Source organism: Rhodanobacter denitrificans, assembly GCF_003335105.1.
Lineage (GTDB): Bacteria > Pseudomonadota > Gammaproteobacteria > Xanthomonadales > Rhodanobacteraceae > Rhodanobacter > Rhodanobacter denitrificans_A.
On the sequence record NZ_QFWQ01000010.1, the window covers coordinates 39,154 to 58,984 of the forward strand.

Annotated in this window: 18 protein-coding genes; 10 read left to right on the forward strand and 8 right to left on the reverse strand. The window is 67.8% G+C overall.

Annotated elements, in window-relative coordinates; genetic code table 11:
* The first annotated feature begins 121 nt into the window (after positions 1-121).
* Complete coding sequence (locus DEO45_RS15140) at positions 122-622, forward strand: GNAT family N-acetyltransferase (protein WP_114345338.1); 501 nt, start codon at positions 122-124, stop codon at positions 620-622.
* 13 nt (positions 623-635) lie between these two features.
* Here the strand turns inward: DEO45_RS15140 and DEO45_RS15145 are convergent, their stop codons facing one another.
* Both DEO45_RS15145 and uvrA read right to left on the reverse strand, forming a co-directional pair.
* Positions 636-1,088 carry an acyl-CoA thioesterase gene (locus tag DEO45_RS15145; RefSeq protein WP_114345341.1) on the reverse strand — a complete coding sequence of 151 codons (453 nt, stop codon included), beginning with the start codon at positions 1,086-1,088 and terminating at the stop codon, positions 636-638.
* Complete coding sequence (uvrA, locus tag DEO45_RS15150; protein ID WP_114345343.1) at positions 1,085-4,018, reverse strand: excinuclease ABC subunit UvrA; 2,934 nt, start codon at positions 4,016-4,018, stop codon at positions 1,085-1,087. The genes DEO45_RS15145 and uvrA overlap by 4 nt, the downstream gene beginning before the upstream one ends.
* Positions 4,019-4,167: 149 nt before the next feature.
* On the opposite strand from uvrA, the gene DEO45_RS15155 reads away from it, so the two are divergent.
* From DEO45_RS15155 to DEO45_RS15180, 6 genes are all read left to right on the forward strand, one after another.
* Positions 4,168-4,794 carry a DUF2059 domain-containing protein gene (locus tag DEO45_RS15155; RefSeq protein WP_114345346.1) on the forward strand — a complete coding sequence of 209 codons (627 nt, stop codon included), beginning with the start codon at positions 4,168-4,170 and terminating at the stop codon, positions 4,792-4,794.
* Between the two features lie 110 nt (positions 4,795-4,904).
* Positions 4,905-5,219 carry a 50S ribosomal protein L21 gene (rplU, locus tag DEO45_RS15160; protein ID WP_114345348.1) on the forward strand — a complete coding sequence of 105 codons (315 nt, stop codon included), beginning with the start codon at positions 4,905-4,907 and terminating at the stop codon, positions 5,217-5,219.
* A gap of 19 nt (positions 5,220-5,238) precedes the next feature.
* Positions 5,239-5,496 (forward strand): 50S ribosomal protein L27, encoded by a 258-nt coding sequence (rpmA, locus tag DEO45_RS15165; protein WP_068095676.1) that lies wholly within the window; start codon positions 5,239-5,241, stop codon positions 5,494-5,496.
* 166 nt (positions 5,497-5,662) lie between these two features.
* On the forward strand, positions 5,663-6,742 hold the full coding sequence (gene cgtA, locus DEO45_RS15170; protein WP_114345351.1) for an Obg family GTPase CgtA: 1,080 nt from the start codon (positions 5,663-5,665) through the stop codon (positions 6,740-6,742).
* A 204-nt stretch (positions 6,743-6,946) separates the two neighbouring features.
* Positions 6,947-7,270 (forward strand): cupredoxin domain-containing protein, encoded by a 324-nt coding sequence (locus tag DEO45_RS15175; protein WP_114345354.1) that lies wholly within the window; start codon positions 6,947-6,949, stop codon positions 7,268-7,270.
* A gap of 4 nt (positions 7,271-7,274) precedes the next feature.
* Positions 7,275-8,075, forward strand: a complete 801-nt coding sequence (locus DEO45_RS15180) for an FTR1 family iron permease (RefSeq protein WP_114345357.1) — start codon at positions 7,275-7,277, stop codon at positions 8,073-8,075.
* A 1-nt stretch (position 8,076) separates the two neighbouring features.
* On the opposite strand, the gene DEO45_RS15185 is transcribed toward DEO45_RS15180, so the two are convergent.
* The 3 genes from DEO45_RS15185 to DEO45_RS15195 all read right to left on the reverse strand — a co-directional run bounded on the left by DEO45_RS15185 (position 8,077) and on the right by DEO45_RS15195 (position 11,557).
* A complete protein-coding gene (locus DEO45_RS15185) occupies positions 8,077-9,684 on the reverse strand; it encodes a carboxyl transferase domain-containing protein (protein WP_114345360.1) in 1,608 nt (535 codons plus the stop codon).
* Positions 9,685-9,838: 154 nt separating this feature from the next.
* Positions 9,839-10,210 carry a hypothetical protein gene (locus DEO45_RS15190; RefSeq protein ID WP_114345363.1) on the reverse strand — a complete coding sequence of 124 codons (372 nt, stop codon included), beginning with the start codon at positions 10,208-10,210 and terminating at the stop codon, positions 9,839-9,841.
* Positions 10,211-10,372: 162 nt separating this feature from the next.
* Positions 10,373-11,557 carry an acetyl-CoA C-acyltransferase gene (locus DEO45_RS15195; RefSeq protein ID WP_114345365.1) on the reverse strand — a complete coding sequence of 395 codons (1,185 nt, stop codon included), beginning with the start codon at positions 11,555-11,557 and terminating at the stop codon, positions 10,373-10,375.
* A 222-nt stretch (positions 11,558-11,779) separates the two neighbouring features.
* Between DEO45_RS15195 and DEO45_RS15200 the strand changes: the two genes are divergently transcribed.
* A complete protein-coding gene (locus DEO45_RS15200) occupies positions 11,780-14,641 on the forward strand; it encodes an autotransporter serine protease (protein ID WP_114345367.1) in 2,862 nt (953 codons plus the stop codon).
* A gap of 66 nt (positions 14,642-14,707) precedes the next feature.
* On the opposite strand, the gene DEO45_RS15205 is transcribed toward DEO45_RS15200, so the two are convergent.
* From DEO45_RS15205 to DEO45_RS15215, 3 genes are all read right to left on the reverse strand, one after another.
* Complete coding sequence (locus tag DEO45_RS15205) at positions 14,708-15,865, reverse strand: isovaleryl-CoA dehydrogenase (RefSeq protein WP_114345370.1); 1,158 nt, start codon at positions 15,863-15,865, stop codon at positions 14,708-14,710.
* 121 nt (positions 15,866-15,986) lie between these two features.
* Positions 15,987-17,090 carry a Glu/Leu/Phe/Val dehydrogenase dimerization domain-containing protein gene (locus DEO45_RS15210; RefSeq protein WP_114345373.1) on the reverse strand — a complete coding sequence of 368 codons (1,104 nt, stop codon included), beginning with the start codon at positions 17,088-17,090 and terminating at the stop codon, positions 15,987-15,989.
* A 269-nt stretch (positions 17,091-17,359) separates the two neighbouring features.
* Positions 17,360-18,157 (reverse strand): M48 family metallopeptidase, encoded by a 798-nt coding sequence (locus DEO45_RS15215; protein ID WP_114345375.1) that lies wholly within the window; start codon positions 18,155-18,157, stop codon positions 17,360-17,362.
* Between the two features lie 107 nt (positions 18,158-18,264).
* Between DEO45_RS15215 and DEO45_RS15220 the strand changes: the two genes are divergently transcribed.
* Both DEO45_RS15220 and DEO45_RS15225 read left to right on the forward strand, forming a co-directional pair.
* The gene (locus tag DEO45_RS15220; RefSeq protein ID WP_114345377.1) at positions 18,265-18,867 is read left to right on the forward strand and encodes a TetR/AcrR family transcriptional regulator; all 603 of its coding nucleotides are present in this window, start codon (positions 18,265-18,267) and stop codon (positions 18,865-18,867) included.
* A gap of 10 nt (positions 18,868-18,877) precedes the next feature.
* Positions 18,878-19,780 (forward strand): alpha/beta hydrolase, encoded by a 903-nt coding sequence (locus DEO45_RS15225; protein ID WP_114345379.1) that lies wholly within the window; start codon positions 18,878-18,880, stop codon positions 19,778-19,780.
* The last annotated feature ends 51 nt before the right edge of the window (positions 19,781-19,831 follow it).

Genomic DNA, 19,831 nt, shown 5'->3' on the forward strand with positions numbered 1-19,831 from the left:
ATCACGCCTGCGTGGCGATGCCGGCATGGGCGCCGATTCCGCGCCACCGGTCAGGATTGTCCAGGCGCCGGCGGCATGGGTTCGCTATCGTGATGCAGCCGTTTCCCGCGGGTGACCGAACATGTCTGCATCCTCGACGATCGCCATCGCACCAGCCCGCCTGCCGGACGACATCGAGATCGTGCGAAGCTTGTTCGCGGAATACATCGACAGCCTCGGCATCGATCTTTCGTTCCAGGACGTCGGCGCGGAACTGGCGCAACTCCCCGGCAAATACGCGCCGCCCCGGGGCGTGATCCTGCTCGCGCGCGATGATGCGGGCGCAGCGCTCGGCTGCGTGGCGCTGCGGCCCTGGCCTGAGCCGGGCGTGTGCGAGATCAAGCGTCTCTACGTGAGGCCCGCGGCGCGCGGACGGGCGCTGGGGCGGCGGCTGGCCGAAGCGGCGATCGCGTGGGCCGCCGGGGCCAGCTATGCGCGTGTGCTGCTGGACACGCTGGCCTCGATGCAGGCGGCCCGGCAGCTCTATGTCGCACTGGGTTTTCGCCCGGTGGCGCCGTATTACGACAATCCGGTGCCGGGTACCTGGTACATGGCGCTGGAACTGGAGCCGGGCAGCTCCTAGCAGCGTGGGACGGTCATCCGACGGCGTTGCGGATCGCCTCCGGCAACGGCACCGGCTTGCCGCAGGCCGGGTCCATCCACACCATCACCACGTGGCCGTCGCAGTACAGCTGGTCGGGGCGTTCGGCATCGATCACGCGGTGCGCGATCGTCATCGAGCTGTTGCCCATGCGCTCGCAGAACAGCTGCACCTGCAATTGCGCGGGCCAGGCGATGGGGCGGCGGTAGTTGACCTGGCTGGCGGCCATCACCGGCATCGCGTGCTCGTCGAACCACGGCCCGGGCACGTGGCTCAGCCACTGCAGTCGCGCCTCTTCCAGGTAGGTGAGGTAGCTGGAGTTGTTGACGTGGTTGAACGCGTCGAGGTCGCGCCAGCGCACGCCGATCGATGCCACGTACAACGGCTCGCCGCTCGCGGCATTCGGTTCGCCCGCGCCGGTGGCGTCGACGGTCCTGGTGGGGCTCATGACGATTTTTTCCTTCCGCGCATCGGCTTGTACTTGTCGGCCGAGGCAATGTGTTTGGTGGCGGCCTTGATGCGTTTGGGGGCGCCGGACTGTTTCGGCTTGGCCGGCTTCAGGTGGGGCGCGAGGAAATGGCCGGTGTGCGATTCGGCAGTGGCGGCCACGGTCTCCGGCGTGCCGGCAACCAGGATGCGGCCACCGCCGGCACCGCCCTCGGGGCCGAGGTCGACGACCCAGTCGGCGGTCTTGATCACGTCCAGGTTGTGTTCGATCACCACCACGGTGTTGCCCTGGTCGACAAGCTGGTGCAGCACATCGAGCAACTGCTCGATGTCGTGGAAGTGCAGTCCGGTGGTGGGCTCGTCGAGGATGTACAAGGTGTTGCCGGTATCGCGCTTGGACAGCTCCTTGGACAGCTTCACGCGCTGCGCCTCGCCGCCGGACAGCGTGGTCGCGCTCTGCCCGAGCTTGATGTAATCGAGGCCCACGGCGCGCAGCGTGTCGAGCTTGCGCGCGATGGTCGGCACGTTCTCGAATAGCTTCAGCGCGTCCTCCACCGTCATGTCGAGCACGTCGGCGATGGTGTGGCCCTTGTACAGGATTTCCAGCGTCTCGCGGTTGTAGCGCTTGCCGTGGCAGACGTCGCACGGCACGTAGACGTCGGGCAGGAAGTGCATCTCCACCTTGAGCATGCCGTCGCCTTCGCACGCCTCGCAGCGGCCGCCGCGCACGTTGAAGCTGAAACGGCCGGGCGTGTAGCCGCGCGAGCGCGCTTCCGGCACCTGCGCGAACATCTCGCGCAGCGGGGTGAACAGGCCGGTGTAGGTGGCGGGATTGGAGCGCGGCGTGCGGCCGATCGGCGACTGGTCGATGTCGACCACCTTGTCGAACAGCTGCAGGCCCTGCACCGACTTGTACGGCGCTGCTTGCGTGCCGGCGCCGTTGAGTTCGGCGGCAGCGAGCCGGAACAAGGTGTCGTTGACCAGGGTCGACTTGCCGGAGCCGGAGACGCCGGTGACGCAGGTGAACAGCCCGGCAGGGATCGCCAGGTCGACGTGTTTGAGGTTGTTGCCGCTGGCACCTTTCAGCTGCAGCCATGAATCGTTGTCGATCGGCTGGCGGCGTTCCTTCGGCACTTCGATCGCACGCGCGCCGGAGAGGAACTGGCCGGTGACCGAGCGTGGCGAGTCGAGCATGTCCTGCACTGTGCCCTGCGCCACGATCTCGCCGCCGTGCACGCCGGCGCCGGGGCCGATGTCGAGCACGTGGTCGGCCATGCGGATCGCGTCCTCGTCGTGTTCGACCACGATCACCGTGTTGCCGAGGTCGCGAAGGCGGGTCAGCGTGCCCAGCAGGCGCTCGTTGTCGCGCTGGTGCAGGCCGATCGAGGGTTCGTCCAGCACGTACATCACGCCGACCAGGCCGGCGCCGATCTGCGAGGCGAGGCGGATGCGCTGCGCCTCGCCGCCGGAGAGCGAGTCGGCCTGGCGGTCCAGGGTTAAATAGTTCAGGCCGACGTCGTTGAGGAAGCTCAGCCGTTCGCGGATCTCCTTGACGATCTTCACCGCGATCTCGCCGCGCCAGCCGGTGAGCTTCAGCTCCTCGAAGAACGCCAGCGCGTCGTCGATCGAGCGGTGGGTGAGCGCGGGCAGCGCGTGGTCGGCGACGAACACGTTGCGGGCCGAGCGGTTCAGCCGCTGGCCTTCGCAGGCAGGGCAGGGCTGGTCGCTGATGTACTTGGCCAGCTCCTCGCGCACAGCGGCGGATTCGGTTTCCTTGTAGCGTCGTTCCAGGTTCGGCAGGATGCCCTCGAACGCGTGCTCGCGGGTGACCTTGCCGCCACGTTCGGTGATGTAGCGGAACGCGATCCGGTCCTTGCCGCTGCCGTACAGGACGGCCTTCTGGACGTCCGCAGGGAGTTTGTTCCACGGCGTGTCCACGTCGAAGCCGTAGTGCGCGGCCAGCGAGAGGATCAGCTGGAAGTAGTGCGCGTTGCGCCGGTCCCAGCCGCGCACCGCGCCGCTGGCCAGCGACAGCTCCGGATGGCTGACCACGCGCGCCGGATCGAACACCTGGGTCACGCCCAGTCCGTCGCAGGTGGGGCAGGCGCCCACCGGCGAGTTGAACGAGAACAGCCGCGGTTCCAGTTCCGGCAGCGAGTAGTCGCAGACCGGGCAGGAATAGCGCGAGGACAGCATCTGTTCGGGCGCGTCCGGGGCATCCATGTTGGCGACGATCACCAGGCCATCGCCCAGCCGCAATGCCGTCTCGAACGATTCGGCCAGCCGCTGCTTGATGTCCTCGCGCGGACGGAAGCGGTCGATCACCGCCTCGATGGTGTGCTTGATGCGCAGCCCCAGCGGCGGCACTGCGTCGAGGTCGAACACGGTGCCGTCGACGCGCGCGCGCACGAAGCCCTGCGCGCGCAATTGCTCGAACACCTGCACGTGCTCGCCCTTGCGTTCGCGGATCACCGGGGCGAGCAGCATGTAACGCTTCTCGGGGTCGAGCGCGAGCATGGCATCGACCATCTGGCTTACCGTCTGCGCCTCCAGCGGGATGCCGTGGTCCGGGCAGCGCGGCGTGCCGACGCGGGCGTACAGCAGGCGCAGGTAGTCGTACACCTCGGTGATCGTGCCGACGGTGGAGCGCGGGTTGTGCGAGGTGGATTTCTGCTCGATCGAGATCGCCGGCGAGAGGCCTTCGATGTGGTCGACGTCGGGCTTCTCCATCATCGACAGGAACTGCCGCGCGTAGGACGACAGCGATTCCACGTAGCGGCGCTGGCCCTCGGCGTAGATGGTGTCGAACGCCAGCGAGGACTTGCCGGAGCCGGACAGGCCGGTGATCACGATCAGCTGGTCGCGGGGCAGGTCGAGGTCGATGTTCTTGAGGTTGTGCGTGCGTGCGCCGCGGATGCGAATGGTGTCCATGGACGCCGGATATGGGGGGGAATGTGCACTATACCAACCTGGGCAGGTCAGTTATTGCCGCTTCAGCCGGAAAGTTCCGGTTGGCGACGGCGTATGGCCTAATGCATGGTTTCCCGGCCGCGAGGCCGTTCAGTCGGAGATCACCGCCCATGCGCAGCTGGATCCGGATCGGCGCCCTGTTGTGGCTGCTCGTTTTCTGCGGCTCGGCCGGGGCCGTCGTGGCGCCCAGCGAGCAGCAGGTGCGCGACCTGTTCAAGGTGATGCAGGTGGAACAGACCCTGGGCCAGATGAACACGCAGATGGCCGCGCAGATGCGGCAGAAGCTTCCCTGCGTGCCGGCGGAATACTGGCAGGGGTTCGTCGACGGCGACGGCGCCGCCGCCGTGGTTCAGCGCATGGTCCCGGTGTTCCAGCGCCATTTCAGCGGCGAGGAGATCGACGGGCTGCTCAAGTTCTACCGCTCGCCGCTGGGCCAGAAGGTGCTGACCGAGATGCCTGCGGCCATGGCCGAGGCGACCCAGGTGGGCCAGCAGTGGGGGCAGGAGCGCACCCGCACGATGCTGCAGGAGCTGGAGAAGAAGGGCAGCCTCGACGCGCAGGGCCGCTGCCCGGCTGCGCCGGAGGCTGCCGAGAGCGAAACCAGGCCGGCGACCCGGCCGGGGAAGAAGCACGTCCGGCACAAGCCCGTGCACCATCACAAGCCGGCGGCCAAGCCCAAGTCCAAGCCGGCAGCTGCGCCGGCTCCGGCAAAGTCCGCGGCGCCGGCCCAGTCCTAGCTGACTGGTCAGGAATTGACCAGCAGCCCGTGGCCTCGCTATACTCCCGCGTTCGTTCCGGCCGGTTCGGGGCGAAACACCCAAGAGAATAACGACAGAAGGGCATTTCCATGAGTTATGCAGTCATCAAGACCGGTGGCAAGCAGTACCGTGTGCAGCAGGGCGACGTGCTGCGCGTGGAGCTGTTGACCGCCGATGAAGGCGCCACCGTGAACTTCGACCAGGTGCTGCTGGTCGGTTCCGGCGAGTCGGTCACCGTCGGTGCGCCGGTCGTCGCGGGCGCCACCGTCAGCGCCACCGTCCGCAAGCACGGCCGCGCCGACAAGATCCGCATCATCAAGTTCCGCCGCCGCAAGCACTACAAGCGTCAGCAGGGCCATCGGCAGCATTTCACCGAAATCGAGATCACGGGCATCAACGCCTGAGCAACTGGAGCATTGAGTCATGGCACATAAAAAAGGCGTAGGTTCCAGCCGCAACGGTCGCGATTCGAACCCGAAGTACCTCGGCGTCAAGGTCTACGGTGGCCAGGCCATCGAAGCCGGCAACATCATCGTGCGCCAGCGCGGCACCCAGTTCCATCCGGGTACCGGCGTGGGCCTCGGTCGTGACCACACGCTGTTCGCGCTGGTCGACGGCAAGGTCGAGTTCAAGGTCGGCGGCGCCAAGAACCGCCGTTTCGTCAGCGTCGTGCAGGCATAAGCCTTCCGCGATGCGGCAGCGAAGGCCCCGCTTCGGCGGGGCTTTTGTTTTTGCAGGCCGAATTCGGGATTCGCAGGGGCAGCATCGCGCCGGCCTGTTACCGTATCGCCCTGAACCGCCCTCGCCCCCGCTTTTCCGCATCCCCAATTCCAAATTTGGCTCTCCCATGAAATTCGTCGACGAAGCTCAAATCCGTGTCCAGGCCGGTGACGGCGGCAATGGCTGCATCAGCTTCCGCCGCGAGAAGTTCATTCCCTTCGGTGGTCCCGACGGCGGCGACGGCGGCTTCGGCGGCTCGGTCTGGCTGGTGGCCGACGAGGGCCTCAATACCCTGATCGACTTCCGCCACCAGCGCAGCTTCAAGGCGCAGCGCGGCGAGAACGGCATGGGCAGCCAGATGTACGGCAAGGGCGGCGAGGACACCACGATCCGGGTGCCGGTGGGGACGATGGTCACCAACGTCGATACCGACGAGGTGATCGGCGACCTCACCGCCCACGGCCAGCGCATGCTGGTGGCGCAGGGCGGCAAGGGCGGCCTGGGCAACATCCACTTCAAGAGCTCGGTGAACCGGGCGCCGCGCAAGGCCACGCCGGGCACGCCGGGCGACGTGCGCGAGCTGAAGCTGGAGTTGCGCCTGCTGGCCGACGTCGGTCTGCTCGGCTTCCCCAATGCGGGAAAGTCCACCTTCATCCGCGCGGTGTCGGCAGCGACGCCGCGGGTGGCGGACTACCCGTTCACCACGCTGCATCCGAATCTGGGCGTCGTCAGTCTGGGCACCGACCAGAGTTTCGTGATCGCCGATATCCCCGGTCTGATCGAAGGCGCCTCCGAAGGCGCCGGGCTGGGCATCCAGTTCCTGCGCCATGTGGCACGCACCAGCCTGCTGCTGCACATCGTCGACATCGCGCCGATCGACGGCTCGGACGTGGCCGGCCAGGTACGCGCGATCGAGCAGGAGCTGGAGAAATTCAACCCGGAACTGCTGGAGCGCCCGCGCTGGCTGGTGCTGAACAAGGCTGACATGCTGGCCGCGGACGAGCGCCAGGCGGTGGCGGAGAAGGTCATCGCCGAGCTGGGCTGGACCCGGCCCTGGTTCCTCGTTTCGGCGATCGCGCGAGAGGGCACCATGGCCGTATGCCAGCAGGTGCAGCGCTTCTTCGAGTCGCAGCGCGAGGCCAGCGCGGAGCGCAGCGGCATGCCACCGAACGATGTGCGCCTGCGCGGCGAGCAACCGCAGGACTAGCTAGCGGCCCCTCCCGACGCCGGCAGGCAATTGCCGCCGACGGGCGCCGACCCGATCATGGGGCGGACGGTTCGCCCACCGCTGCCAGAAGACTGATCCCATGGCATGTTGCGGGGCGATCCACGGCATGCGCCGTTGGTGGGGCGGCTTGCCTTCTTCATATGAGAATGACTATTATTCATCAATGAGATGCCGGATCGACCCATGAAACGTGTGCTGCTTGCCCTCGCCATGCAGTTGCCCTTGCTGGCCAGCGCGGCCGATGCACCCAGCTACACCCTGACCCTGAAGGATCATCGCTACCAGCCCAGCGAGCTGCGCGTGCCTGCGGGAACCCGGATCAAGCTGGAACTGGTCAATCGGGATCCCTCGCCGGAGGAGTTCGAGAGCGATGACTTTCCGGCCGAGAAGATCGTTATGCCGAACAGTTCGACCAGCCTGTTCATCGGCCCGTTCAAGGCGGGGCGCTACCGCTTCTACGGTGATTTCCATCAGCCCACGGCGCAGGGCATGTTGATCGTGGAGTAGGCATATGTGGGCGGTGGCCTTGCTGGTGTTCCGGGAGGTACTGGAGGCGGCGCTGATCGTCAGCGTGGTGGCCGCAGCCACCCGCGGCGTGTCGCGGCGCGGCTGGTTCGTGGGCGGCGGCATCGCGCTGGGGGTCTGCGGCGCGATGCTGGTGGCGCTGTCGGCCGACCTGCTGGCTGCGGCCTTCAGCGGCGCCGGGCAGGAACTGTTCAATGCCGCCGTGCTGCTGGCCGCGGTGCTGATGATCGGCTGGCACGTGCTGTGGATGTCCAGCCACGGCCGCGAACTGAGCCGGCAGATGCGCGAGCTGGGCAGTGCGGTGCACAGCGGCGCCAGCTCGCTGGGACTGCTGCTGGCGGTGGTGGCGCTGGCGGTGCTGCGCGAGGGCTCGGAGGTGGTGCTGTTCCTGTACGGCATGCGCGCCGGCGGCGCGGAACACCTGTGGGCGGGCCTGGCGATCGGCGTAGTGGCTGGCGCGGCGCTGGGCTTCGCGCTGTACGCGGGCCTGTTGCGCATTCCGATGCGGCACTTTTTCGGCGTCACCAATGCCATGCTGGTGCTGCTTGCCGCGGGGCTGGCCTCGACGGCTGCGCGCTACCTGATCCAGGCCGACCTGCTGCCGGCATGGGGCAACCAGTTGTGGGACAGCTCCTGGCTGCTCGGCAACCGCTCGTTGCTGGGCCAGACGGCGCACGTCCTGGTCGGCTACGACGCGCAGCCGGCCGGCATGCAGATGGTGTTCTACGCGCTGACCCTGTTGGCGCTGTGGGCCGGCGCGCGGCTGGGCACCGGCAGGGCGCGCTGAACTACATGCGGAACACGCCGTAGCGCTGCGGTTCGATCGGTGCGTTGAGCGAGGCGGAGATCGCCAGGCCGAGCACGCGGCGAGTGTCGGCCGGATCGATGATGCCGTCGTCCCACAGCCGCGCGCTGGCGTAGTAGGGGTGGCCCTGGCGTTCGTATTGCTCGCGGATCGGCGCCTTGAAAGCTTCCTCGTCCTCCGCGCCCCATGATTTGCCGGCGGCCTCGATGCCGTCGCGCTTGACCGTGGCGAGCACGCTGGCGGCCTGTTCGCCGCCCATCACCGAGATGCGCGCGTTCGGCCACATCCACAGGAAGCGGGCGCCGTAGGCGCGGCCGCACATGGCGTAGTTGCCGGCGCCGAAGCTGCCGCCGATCACCACGGTGAATTTTGGCACGTGCGAACAGGCCACCGCGGTGACCATCTTCGCGCCGTCCTTCGCTATGCCCGCCTGCTCGTACTTCTTGCCGACCATGAAGCCGGTGATGTTCTGCAGGAACACCAGCGGCACGTTGCGCTGGTTGCACAGTTCGATGAAATGCGCGCCCTTGAGCGCGCTCTCGGCGAACAGGATGCCGTTGTTGGCGACGATGCCCACCGGATAGCCGTGGATATGCGCGAAACCGCAGACCAGGGTCTTGCCGTAGCGCGCCTTGAACTCGTGGAACTCGGAACCGTCGACGATGCGCGCGATCACCTCGCGGATGTCGAACGGACGACGGGTGTCCTGCGGGATCACGCCGTAGAGTTCCTCGGCCGGGTACTTCGGCTCGACCGGTGTGCGCAGCGCCAGCGGCATGTCCTTCTTCCGGTTGAGGCTGGCCACGATGCCGCGGGCGATCGCCAGCGCATGCGCGTCGTTCTCCGCAAAGTGGTCGGCCACGCCGGAGATCGACGTGTGCACGTCCGCGCCGCCCAGCGTTTCGGCATCCACCACTTCGCCGGTGGCGGCCTTCACCAGCGGCGGGCCGCCGAGGAAGATCGTGCCCTGTTCGCGCACGATGATCGTCTCGTCGCTCATCGCCGGCACGTAGGCGCCGCCGGCGGTGCACGAGCCCATCACCACCGCGATCTGCGGGATGTTGAGCGAGGACATCCGCGCCTGGTTGTAGAAGATCCGGCCGAAATGTTCCCTGTCCGGGAACACCTCGTCCTGCAGCGGCAGGAAGGCGCCGCCGGAGTCGACCAGATAGACGCAGGGCAGGCGGTTCTCCAGCGCCACTTCCTGCGCGCGCAGATGCTTCTTCACCGTCATCGGGAAATAGGTGCCGCCCTTGACCGTGGCGTCGTTGGCGACCACCACCACCTCGATCCCATTGACCCGGCCGATGCCGGTGATCAGGCCGGCGGCCGGTGCGGCATCGTCGTACATGCCGTGCGCGGCCAGCGGCGACAGTTCCAGGAACGGCGAGCCCGGATCGAGCAGGGCGCGGATACGTTCGCGCGGCAGCAGTTTGCCGCGGGCGACATGCCTTTCGCGCGCCTTGGCGCCGCCACCCTCCGCGCTACGTGCCAGTTCGCGCTGCAGATCGTCCACCACGGCGCGCAACTGATGGCTGCCGGCCTGGAATTCGGCGGAACGCGGATCGATCTGCGATGCAATGACGCTCATGGATGCGGGCTCACGGATAGGCTGCCATCAAAGGCCGAACCACGGATGATAGCGGGCGTGGGCCAGTGGCCAAAATCGGCTGGCGGAACGGCGAACCATGGGCGAAAAAAAACGGCCGCACGAGGCGGCCGTTTTTCTGGAAACCAGCAAGGGATCAATGACCCTTCATGGCGTCCTTGGCTTTGTCAGCTGCGTCCTTGGCGGCACCGGCAGCCTGCTTGGCAGCGTCGGCAGCCTTGGCGGCGGCGTCGACAGCGGTCGGAGCGGCAGCGGTGGAGGCCGGAGCGGCCGCCGGAGCGGCAGCGGTCGAGGCCGGTGCAGCCGCCGGAGCGGCAGCGGTCGAAGCCGGAGCAGCGGCCGGAGCCGTGGCCGGAGCTTCCGCCGCAGCCTTCTGCGCGGTATCGGCGGCCTGCTGGGCCGTGTCAGCCGACTTCTGTGCGTCTTGCGCGGAATCCTGCGCGCCGTTGCTGCATGCCGCCAACAGCGCGACGAGCGCGGCGGCGAGTAGGGTACGCGTAAACTTCATGGTGGATCTCCTTTGCCGTGGAATGCCGTTTGGCCGTGTATTAATAGCGCTTTCGCGGAAATTGCGCCACATCTTTATGACGACGTTTCAGGGCGCATTAAAAACTGATTTATCCGGCCGTCATCTGAATATCACGCGCCGGTCATGCTGGCGCCGTGTGCCTCAGTCGATGCGCTCCACCGCGATCGCCGTCGCTTCGCCGCCGCCGATGCACAGGGAGGCCACGCCGCGCTTGAGGCCTCGCGTCTTCAAGGCGTTGAGCAGGGTCACCACCAGGCGCGCACCGCTGGCGCCGATCGGGTGGCCAAGCGCGCAGGCGCCGCCGTTGACGTTGAGCTTGTCGTGCGGGATGCCGAGCTCCTTCATCGGGGTCATCGCGACCACCGCGAACGCCTCGTTGATCTCGAACAGGTCGACGTCGGCCACCTTCCAGCCGGCCTTGTCCAGCACCTTCTGGATCGCGCCGACCGGTGCGGTGGTGAACCACTCCGGCTCCTGCGAATGGGTGGCGTGCGCCACGATCCGCGCAAGCGGCTTCAGACCGCGCTTGCCGGCGTCGTCGGCCGACAGCAGCACCACCGCGGCGGCGCCGTCGGAGATGCTGGACGAACTGGCCGCAGTGATCGTGCCGTTCTCCTTGCGGAAGGCCGGCTTCAACGAGGGGACCTTGGCGATGTCGGAGCGGCCGGGCTGCTCGTCGGTGTCGACCACCACGTCGCCCTTGCGGCCGCTCACCGTGACCGGGACGATCTCGCCGGCGAAGGCGCCGTTCTGCTGCGCCGCCTGGGCACGCTTGACCGACTCGATCGCGAACGCGTCCTGCGCCTCGCGGGTGAAGTGGTACTTGTCGGCGCACAGTTCGCCGAACACACCCATCGCCTTGCCGTCGTAGGGGTTGGTCAGGCCGTCCCAGGCCATGTGGTCGACCAGCTGGCCGTCGCCGTAGCGGATGCCGGTGCGCGCCTGCACCATGTGCGGCGCGTTGGTCATCGACTCCATGCCGCCGGCGACCACGACGTCTGCCGAACCGGCCTTGATCAGGTCATGGCCCAGCATGATCGCCTTCATGCCCGAGCCGCACACCTTGTTGATCGTGGTGCAGCCAGTGCTGGCCGGCAGGCCGGCGCCGAGCGAGGCCTGGCGCGCCGGCGCCTGGCCCAGGTTGGCGGGCAACACGCAGCCCATGATCACCTCGCTGACGTCGGCGGGAGCCACGCCCGATTGCTCCAGCACCGCGCGAATCGCGGTGGCACCGAGCTTCGGGGTGGGCACGCCGGTGAACTGGCCGAGGAAGGAGCCGATGGCGGTGCGCTTGGCACCGACGATGACGACACTGACATCCGACATGGATAACTCCGCTTGCAAGACTTGAGGGGCGCGAGCGCCTGGCAGAAAACCCATGGATTATCGCAGCCCGCCGCGAAGCTCGGCAAACTGCGGCAATGTCCTTGCCGTGTAGCAACTTGCGAGCTGTTTCATTGGGATTTCGTTGTGCCAAGATGATGGCGGGGACCGGTAATCGCGCAGTGGCCGCGCCGGCGAGGCAAGGAGAAGAGGGTGGTGGGGAGCATGACGAAAACGTTCGATCCGGGTTGGCGACACCGCGAGCTGGCGTGGCTGGTAGCCGTGGCGCTGGGCCTGAGCGCCTGCGGCGGGGGCGGCGGCAGCAAGCCCACGCCGCCGCCAGCGGTGCCGTCATCCCCGCCGCCGTCGCCGCCACCGTCGCCGCCGCCCAGTACCCAACCACCGCTGGATGCCCAGCTCTCGATCACCCGGGCCAACGCCGCGCAAAGCTTGGGCTACACCGGTGTCGGCGTGACCATCGGCGTGGTCGACAGCGGCATCATGCGCAGCAACCCCACCGTGGCCGGGCGGGTCACGCAGGAACTGATCTACGTCGACCCCACGGTCAACAACACGGCAATCGACGACGTGGTCGGCCACGGCACCTGGGTGTCGGAGATCGCCGCGGGCCGGGCGTTCGACAAGTTTCCCGGTGGCATCGCGCCCGGTGCCAGCCTGGTTTCGGCACGCATCATCAGCGACGTGACGCCGAAGGATGACGGCTCCGGCCAGGGTAACGCGGTGACCGCCGCCGACGCGGCCTTCTTCGCACAGACGCTCAACCCGGCCCTGATCAGTGCCGGCGTGCAAGTGATGAACAATTCCTGGGGCGGCATCTACTGGGACACCACCAACGCCTCGATCAACCAGGCCTTCGGCCAGGCCTACCAGCCGTTCGTGGTGCAGCATGGCGGCCTGGTGGTGTTCGCGGCGGGCAACGACTCACGCACCAGTCCCAGCGACATCGCCAGCCTGCCCACGGTGGCGCCGGGCCTGGGGCTGGACAAGGGCTGGCTGGTCGCGGTGGCGCTGGACAGCAACCATCCCACCCAGCTGGCGAGCTACTCCAACGCCTGCGGGCAGGCCATGAACTATTGCCTGGCCGCGCCGGGTGACGTGATCGTGCTGGACAAGGACACCACGGCCAGCACCACCAATCCCTCCTACTGGGTGGTCAAGGGCACCTCGTTCGCGGCGCCGCAGGTGTCGGGCGCGGCAGCGCTGGTGTGGCAGGCTTTTCCGTATTTCAGCAACGACCTGGTGCGGCAGACCCTGCTCGGCACCGCGCGCGACCTCGGCGCCCCCGGTCCCGACCCCACCTTCGGCTACGGAGCCCTGGACGTGTTCGCGGCAGTCCAGGGACCGGCAAAGTTCGACTGGGGCGATGTCACGGTGAATTTCAGCGGCACCTCGACCTGGAGCAATCCGATCTCCGGTGCCGGCGGATTGATCAAGCAGGGGCCGGGCCGGCTCAACCTCTGGGGCGGCGAAAGCAGCTATACCGGCCTCACCCAGGTGCAGGGCGGCACGCTCGCCGTGGCGGGGTTGCACAGCCCGGTGGAGATTGGCGCGGCGGGCACGCTGATGTCCGCTTCCACGCAACTGAATCCCACCGGCTTCTCGGTCTACAACAACGTGACCAACGCCGGCGTGCTGGTGGTGAGCCAGGGCGACGTCCATCTGAGTGGCAACTACCTGCAGCAGGGCAGCGGGCGAATGGCGGTGTCGCTGGGTTCGCAACTGTACGTGAACGGTACGGCCACCTTGTCCGGCGGCGACCTTTACGTGTACGGCGCCAATGCCAACTACACGCTCAACTCGCACACGATGGTGTTGTCCGCTTATGGTGGCTTGACGGGCACTTTTTCGGCGCTGAACACGGCTCCCGGCGTGGCGCTGACCGCGACGCTGGGCTACGACGCCAGCAATGCCTGGCTCAACGTGCAACAGGTGAACCTGAGCCAGATCCAGGGCCTGCCGTACACCGCCGCCAGCTTCGGTGCCGCGCTGCGCACGCAGAGCGCGTTCCAGCAGATCAACAGCCAGTTGCAGGGTGTCGCCAGCGGCACACCCACCGGCGCGGGCTTTGTCGCCGGCGCCGCCAGCCTGCAGCACGCGGTGTCCACCGATGTCATGCAGCGTTCGCTGGAAAGCCTTTCCGGCCAGTTGCACGCGGCCAGCGCGGCGATGACCTTCGAGGCGATCGACGCCGGCACGCGGGCGCTGTCCGATCGTTTCGACAACCTGCTCGATGCACCCCAGATCGGTGCCTGGACGCAGAGTCTTGGTTATCACGGCGGCATGTCACGCAGCGGCTATGGAAACGTCGGCTACGACCTCAGCGGTGCACTGGTGGGGCAGGACCTGCGCGTCGGCAGCAACGGCATCGCCGGCTATGCGCTGAGTCAGAGTCAGGGCTTGGGGCGGCTGGCCGAAAGCGCGGACCAGGGTCGCAGCCGCGCGCTGGAAGGCATGCTGTACGGCGGCATGATCCACGGCTCGTGGTACGCCATGGGCCGCTTCGGCCTCGGCAACTATCGGGAAACCATGCGTCGCCAGTTGCAACTGGGTAACCAGTTCGCCGGGGTCGCCAGCGACGTCCGTGGCCGCTACGGCGTGGCCTATGGCGAAAGCGGTTACCGCTTCGACCTGGGCCGCACGCAGCTCACCCCGTACATGAACCTGCAGTACGCGCAGATCCGGCGCGATGGCTTCGACGAGCTGGGCGCCTACGGTTTCGGCCTGAAGTCGGCGGCGCAGAGCACGGCGCGCTGGCAGGCGGGCGCGGGTCTGCGTGCCAGCCGCGAATGGGCGCTGTCCGGTGGCGGAAGCCTGAGCCTGCAGGGGCGCATGCTGTGGCAGCAATCGTTCGGCCTGCGCGGCGAGGCCTTCGATGCCAGCTTTAGCGGGATCAACCAGTTCGCCCCGGTAGGTGGTATCGGCCTGTCACGTTACGGCGGCATGCTCGGCACCACGCTGGACTGGAAGATGACGCCGCGCGCCAGCCTGCAGTTCGGCTACGACCGTTACCTGGGGCAGGGCCGGCAGGCGCAGATGGCCAGCGCCAGTTTCAGCTGGGCGTTCTGAGCATATCGGTGCACACAAACGAAAGGCCCGCATGGTGCGGGCCTTTTGTTTTCCGATGTGGCGGACTCACGCCTTGCCGTGGAACAGCTCGCGGCCGATCAGCATGCGGCGGATCTCGTTGGTGCCGGCGCCGATCTCGTACAGCTTGGCGTCGCGCAGCAGGCGGCCGGCGGGGAACTCGTTGATGTAGCCGTTGCCGCCCAGCGACTGGATCGCCTCCAGCGCCACTTGCACCGCGTTGACCGAGGCGTTGAGCAGGCAGGCTGCCGGGTCGATGCGCGACTTCACGCCGTTGTCGAACTGCTGCGCCACCATGTAGGCGAAGCCGCGCGAGCTCTGCAGCGCGGTGTACATGTCGGCGACCTTGGCCTGCATGATCTCGAACGTGCCGATCGGCGCGTTGAACTGCTTGCGCTCGCGCACGTAGGGCAGGGTGATGTCGAGCGCGGCCTGCATCAGGCCGATCGGGCCGCCGGACAGCACCAGCCGTTCGGTGTCCAGCCCGCTCATCAGCACGCGCACGCCTTCGTTGACCTCGCCGACGACGTTCTCGGCGGGGATCTCGCAGTTGTCGAACACCAGTTCGCAGGTGTTGGAGCCGCGCATGCCGAGCTTGTCCAGCTTCTGCGCGGTCGAGAAACCCTTCATGCCCTTCTCGACGATGAAGGCGGTCATGCAGCGGCTGCCGGCCGGGCGCGGCGCGGTGCGCATGTAGACCAGCAGCACGTCGGCATCCGGCCCATTGGTGATCCACATCTTGTTGCCGTTGGCGACCCACACGTCGCCGCGCAGCTCGGCCTTGCAGCTCATCGAGCCGACCACGTCGGAGCCTGCGCCGGGCTCGCTCATCGCCAGCGCACCGACGTGTTCGCCGCTGCACAGCTTCGGCAGGTACTTCCGGCGCTGCGCCTCGTTGCCGTTGTGGTGGATGTTGTTGAGGCACAGGTTGGAGTGCGCGCCGTAGGACAGGCCGACCGAGCCGGACGCGCGCGAGATCTCCTCCATCGCCACCATGTGCGCGAGGAAACCCATGCCGCTGCCGCCATAGGTCTCGGGGACGGTCACCCCGAGCAGGCCCATCTCGCCGAACTTGCGCCACAGGTCGGCGGGGAACAGGTTGTCGCGGTCGATGCGGTCGGCGCGCGGGGCGATTTCCTTTTCCGCGAACGCATGCACGGACTCGCGCAGCAGGTCGATGTCTTCTCCGAGCGGGAACGGGCGCATCGCGAACTCCTTGGGTGTGCAGGCCGACGATTTTAGCCCACGGCGCGCCGGCCTGCGGCGAATGCCGGGCAAAAGAAAAGCCGCCGGTGGGCTGGCGGCTTTCGGTGGGTTGGCGCGTCGCTTACTGACCGCGCATGCGGCCCTGGAAGCGGGTGCCGCCGTTGCCCATGTGCGACAGCTTCAGCTTGCCGATCGCGCTGATGCGCTCCTCGGCCAGGCGGTCGGCCGCCTTGTAGGTCGGGATGCCCTCGGTCTTCGAGATCTCGAAGATGCGCCCCAGGTTGTAGTAGATCGTGCGCATCATGCGCATCGCGCGTTCGCGGTTGTAGCCGTCGATCTCCAGCGACACGTTCATCACGCCGCCGGCGTTCACCGCGTAGTCCGGTGCGTACAGCACGCCGCGGCGGTTCAGCTCGTCGCCGATCGCGTCGGTGGCCAGCTGGTTGTTGGCCGGCCCGCAGATGATCTTGGCCTTGATGCGGTCGATGGTCTGCTCGTTCAGCGTGCCGCCCAGCGCGCACGGCGAGTACACGTCGGCGTCGACGTCGTAGATCTCGTCCAGGCCCACCGCCTCGCAGCCCAGCTCGTCGACGCAGCGCTGCACCGCTTCCTTGTTGATGTCGGTGACGAACACCTTGGCGCCCTGTTCGCGCAGCAGCTTGATGAACTCGCCGCCGACGTGGCCGCAACCCTGCACGGCGTAGCTGTACTTGCCCACGTCCTCGTTGCCGTGCTTGAACTGCAGCGCGGCCATCAGGCCCTGCAGCGAGCCGTAGGCGGTGAACGGCGACGGGTCGCCCGAGCCGCCGTGCACCTGGTGCACGCCGGTGACGTACTCGGTTTCGCGGAACACGTATTCCATGTCGTTGACGTCGATGCCGACGTCCTCGGCGGTGATGTAGCGGCCGTTCAACGAGTTGACGAAGCGGCCGAACGCGCGGAACAGCGCCTCGGACTTGTCCTTGCTCGGGTCGCCGATGATCACCGCCTTGCCGCCGCCCAGATTCAGGCCGGCCACGGCGTTCTTGAACGTCATGCCGCGCGACAGGCGCAGCACGTCGTTCACCGCCTCCTGCTCGGTCTTGTACGGCCACATGCGCAGACCGCCGAGCGCGGGGCCCAGCACCGTGTTGTGGATCGCGATGATGGCCTTCAGGCCGGCGTCCTTGTTGTGGCAGAAGACGACTTCTTCGTGACCCGTGTTGGCGATGGTTTCAAAGATCATTGGAACGGTGACTCCATGATTTACGGTGCCGGTGGGCATCTACAGAGGGTGGCGGAAGAGACCGCGGGAATCCGCCGGACGGTGATGAAAACGCCTGAAACTCATCGCCCCGACCGGAGCCGGGGCGATGAATCAAAGCGTCAAGTTTAGTACGTCGCCCCTGGCGGTCGTGACGCGGCGCAGCAAGTCGCCGGCGCATGGAGCATGGCCGGCGGCGCGCAGCGATAACCGCGCTGGGCGCACATCACCATGCCCGCTGGCCCGGAGGGTCACATGTGGCAGTTCGGCGCGTGGCCGCTGGCGCGCGCCTGCTGGTACACCGGCAGCAGTTGCTGCGCCTGCCTGGTCAGCGCCTGCGCGCGGTTGCCGGAAGACGGGTGGGTGGACAGGAATGCGGGTGGCTTGCTGCCGCCCTGCGCGCCCATCTTGTCCCACAGCGCCGGTGCCGCGCGCGGGTCGAAACCGGCCTGCGCCATGTAGCGCTGGCCCAGCGTGTCGGCCTCGCTCTCCTGGGTGCGCGAGAACGGCAGCAGGATGCCCACCTCCGCGCCTACGCCGAGCAGCGCCGCGGCGGTGCCGGCGTCGGTGCCGCGCGTGCCGGCATAGATGGTGCCGGCGGCCACCGCGGCCTGCGTCGCCATGTTGTCGGAGACGCGCTCCGCGCCGTGCCGCGACACCACGTGCGACAGCTCGTGGCCCAGCACCACCGCCAGCTGGTCCTGGTCGGTGGCGATCTTGAACATGCCCCGGTTCACGCCGATCCGGCCGCCGGGCAGGGCGAACGCGTTGGCCGTATCGTCGCCGATGATCTGCACCTCCCACTGCTGGGTGTTCCACGGCGGCGGCAGCACCGCGATCAGCGCATTGGCCACGCAGGTGGCGTAGGCGCGCTCGCGCGGCGCATCCACGAACTTGCCCTGCTTGCGCATGTCGTTGAACGCGCTCAGGCCCATCTGGCTCATCTGGCTGTCCGACACCATCATCAGCTGCGAGCGGCCGGTCGGCGAGGTGACGCAGGCGGCCAGCAGGGCGGTGGCCAGCGGGATGGTCAGGGTGCGGAACTTCATGGGGATCCTCCTTGGCATGCGGTGGGAAAGCATACCCGCAAGGTTTGCCGAGGCCGCGTGAGCTTGCGCTTGATATAGAACGAACGGTCGTGCTATTTTTCGGGGCCATGACGATCGTTACCAACCCCGGCAAGCGCGCGGCCACCCGCGAGACCATCCTCGACCACGCCTACGCGCTGGCCCGCCGCGACGGACTGGAAGGCCTCTCGATCGGTGGCCTGGCGGCGGACGTGGGCATGTCCAAGAGCGGCGTGTTCGCCCATTTCGGCTCGCGCGAAGACCTGCAGCTGGCCGTGCTCGATACGGGCCGCCAGCGCTTCCTGACCCAGGTGCTGCTGCCGGCGCTGAAGCAGCCGCGCGGCCTGCCGCGCCTGCGCGCGATCGTGGCGAACTGGTTCGAATGGAGCCATGAGCACCAGAGCGGCTGCGTGTTGCTGTCCGCCGCCAGCGAATACGACGGCCGCGATGGCGCGCTGCACGACGGCGTGGTGCAGCAGCAGGCCGGCTGGCGCGACGAGCTGCAGAAGGCGATCACACAGGCGGTCGGGCTGGGCGAGCTGCGCACCGACACCGATGTCGCCCAGCTTGCCTTCGAGATCTACGCGCTGATGCTCGGCCTGCATCACGACGCCGGGCTGTTCGGTTTCGACGAGGCCGGCCGCCGCACCCGCGCGGCCTTCGAGCGCCTTTGGCGCAGCTGGCAAACCTGAGGCAACGCCCATGTCCACGATCATCGACCGACTCAAGCTCACCACCGTGCGCACCGGCTTCGTGCTGGGCGGCCGGCTCGCACCGAAGCGCACGGTGAACCACGCCGCGCGCCTGTTCGCCACGCCGTTCGCCAGCAGCCGCAGCCGCGCCCGGGCGGCGCAGGGCGACGCGGAGATGCGGCGCGGCGAGTTGCAGGCTGGCGGTGAAACCATCGCCACCTACGTCTGGGGCGACCCCGCCACCCAGCCGTATGCGCTGCTGGCGCACGGCTGGTCCAGCTTCGGCCTGCGCTTCCTGCCCTGGGTGGCGGAGCTGCGCGCGCAGGGCCTGGCCGTGGTCGCCTTCGACCAGCCCGGCCACGGCCACAGCAGCGGCAAACTGTGCACGCTGCCGGAATTCATCACGACGATCCGCGCGGTCGGCGCGCGCTACGGCACCGCCGCGCTGGCCATTGGCCACTCGCTCGGCGGCGCCGCGCTCGCCCTCGCGCAGGGCGAGGACTGGCATGCCAAGCGGCTGATCCTGGTGGCGCCGGCCGCCGACATGAAGGCGGCGGCGGGGCGCTTCTTCCGCTTCGTGCACCTGGCCGGCTACCTGCGCGAACCGTTCTACGCATGGCTGCACCGGCGCACCGGCGTGCACATCGACGAGCTGCGGGTGGAACGCAAGCTGCCCGCGCTGGGCCAGCCCGCGCTGATCGTGCACGACCTGGACGACGCGGACGTGCCATGGGCCGAGGGCGAACGTTACGCCCAGCACTGGCCGGGCGCGCGGCTGTACACCACGCAGGGCCTGGGCCATCGCCGCGTGCTCGACGCGCCCGAGGTGATCGGCGCCGCGCTCAGCTTCGTACACGGCGGGGAGGTGGGCGTGCGCGTGGTCGGCAGCCCGAACCTGGTGCTCTGCCTGTAGGTTTGCCGTCATCCCGGCGAAGGCCGGGATCGCTTTCCTCCGCCGTTTTTC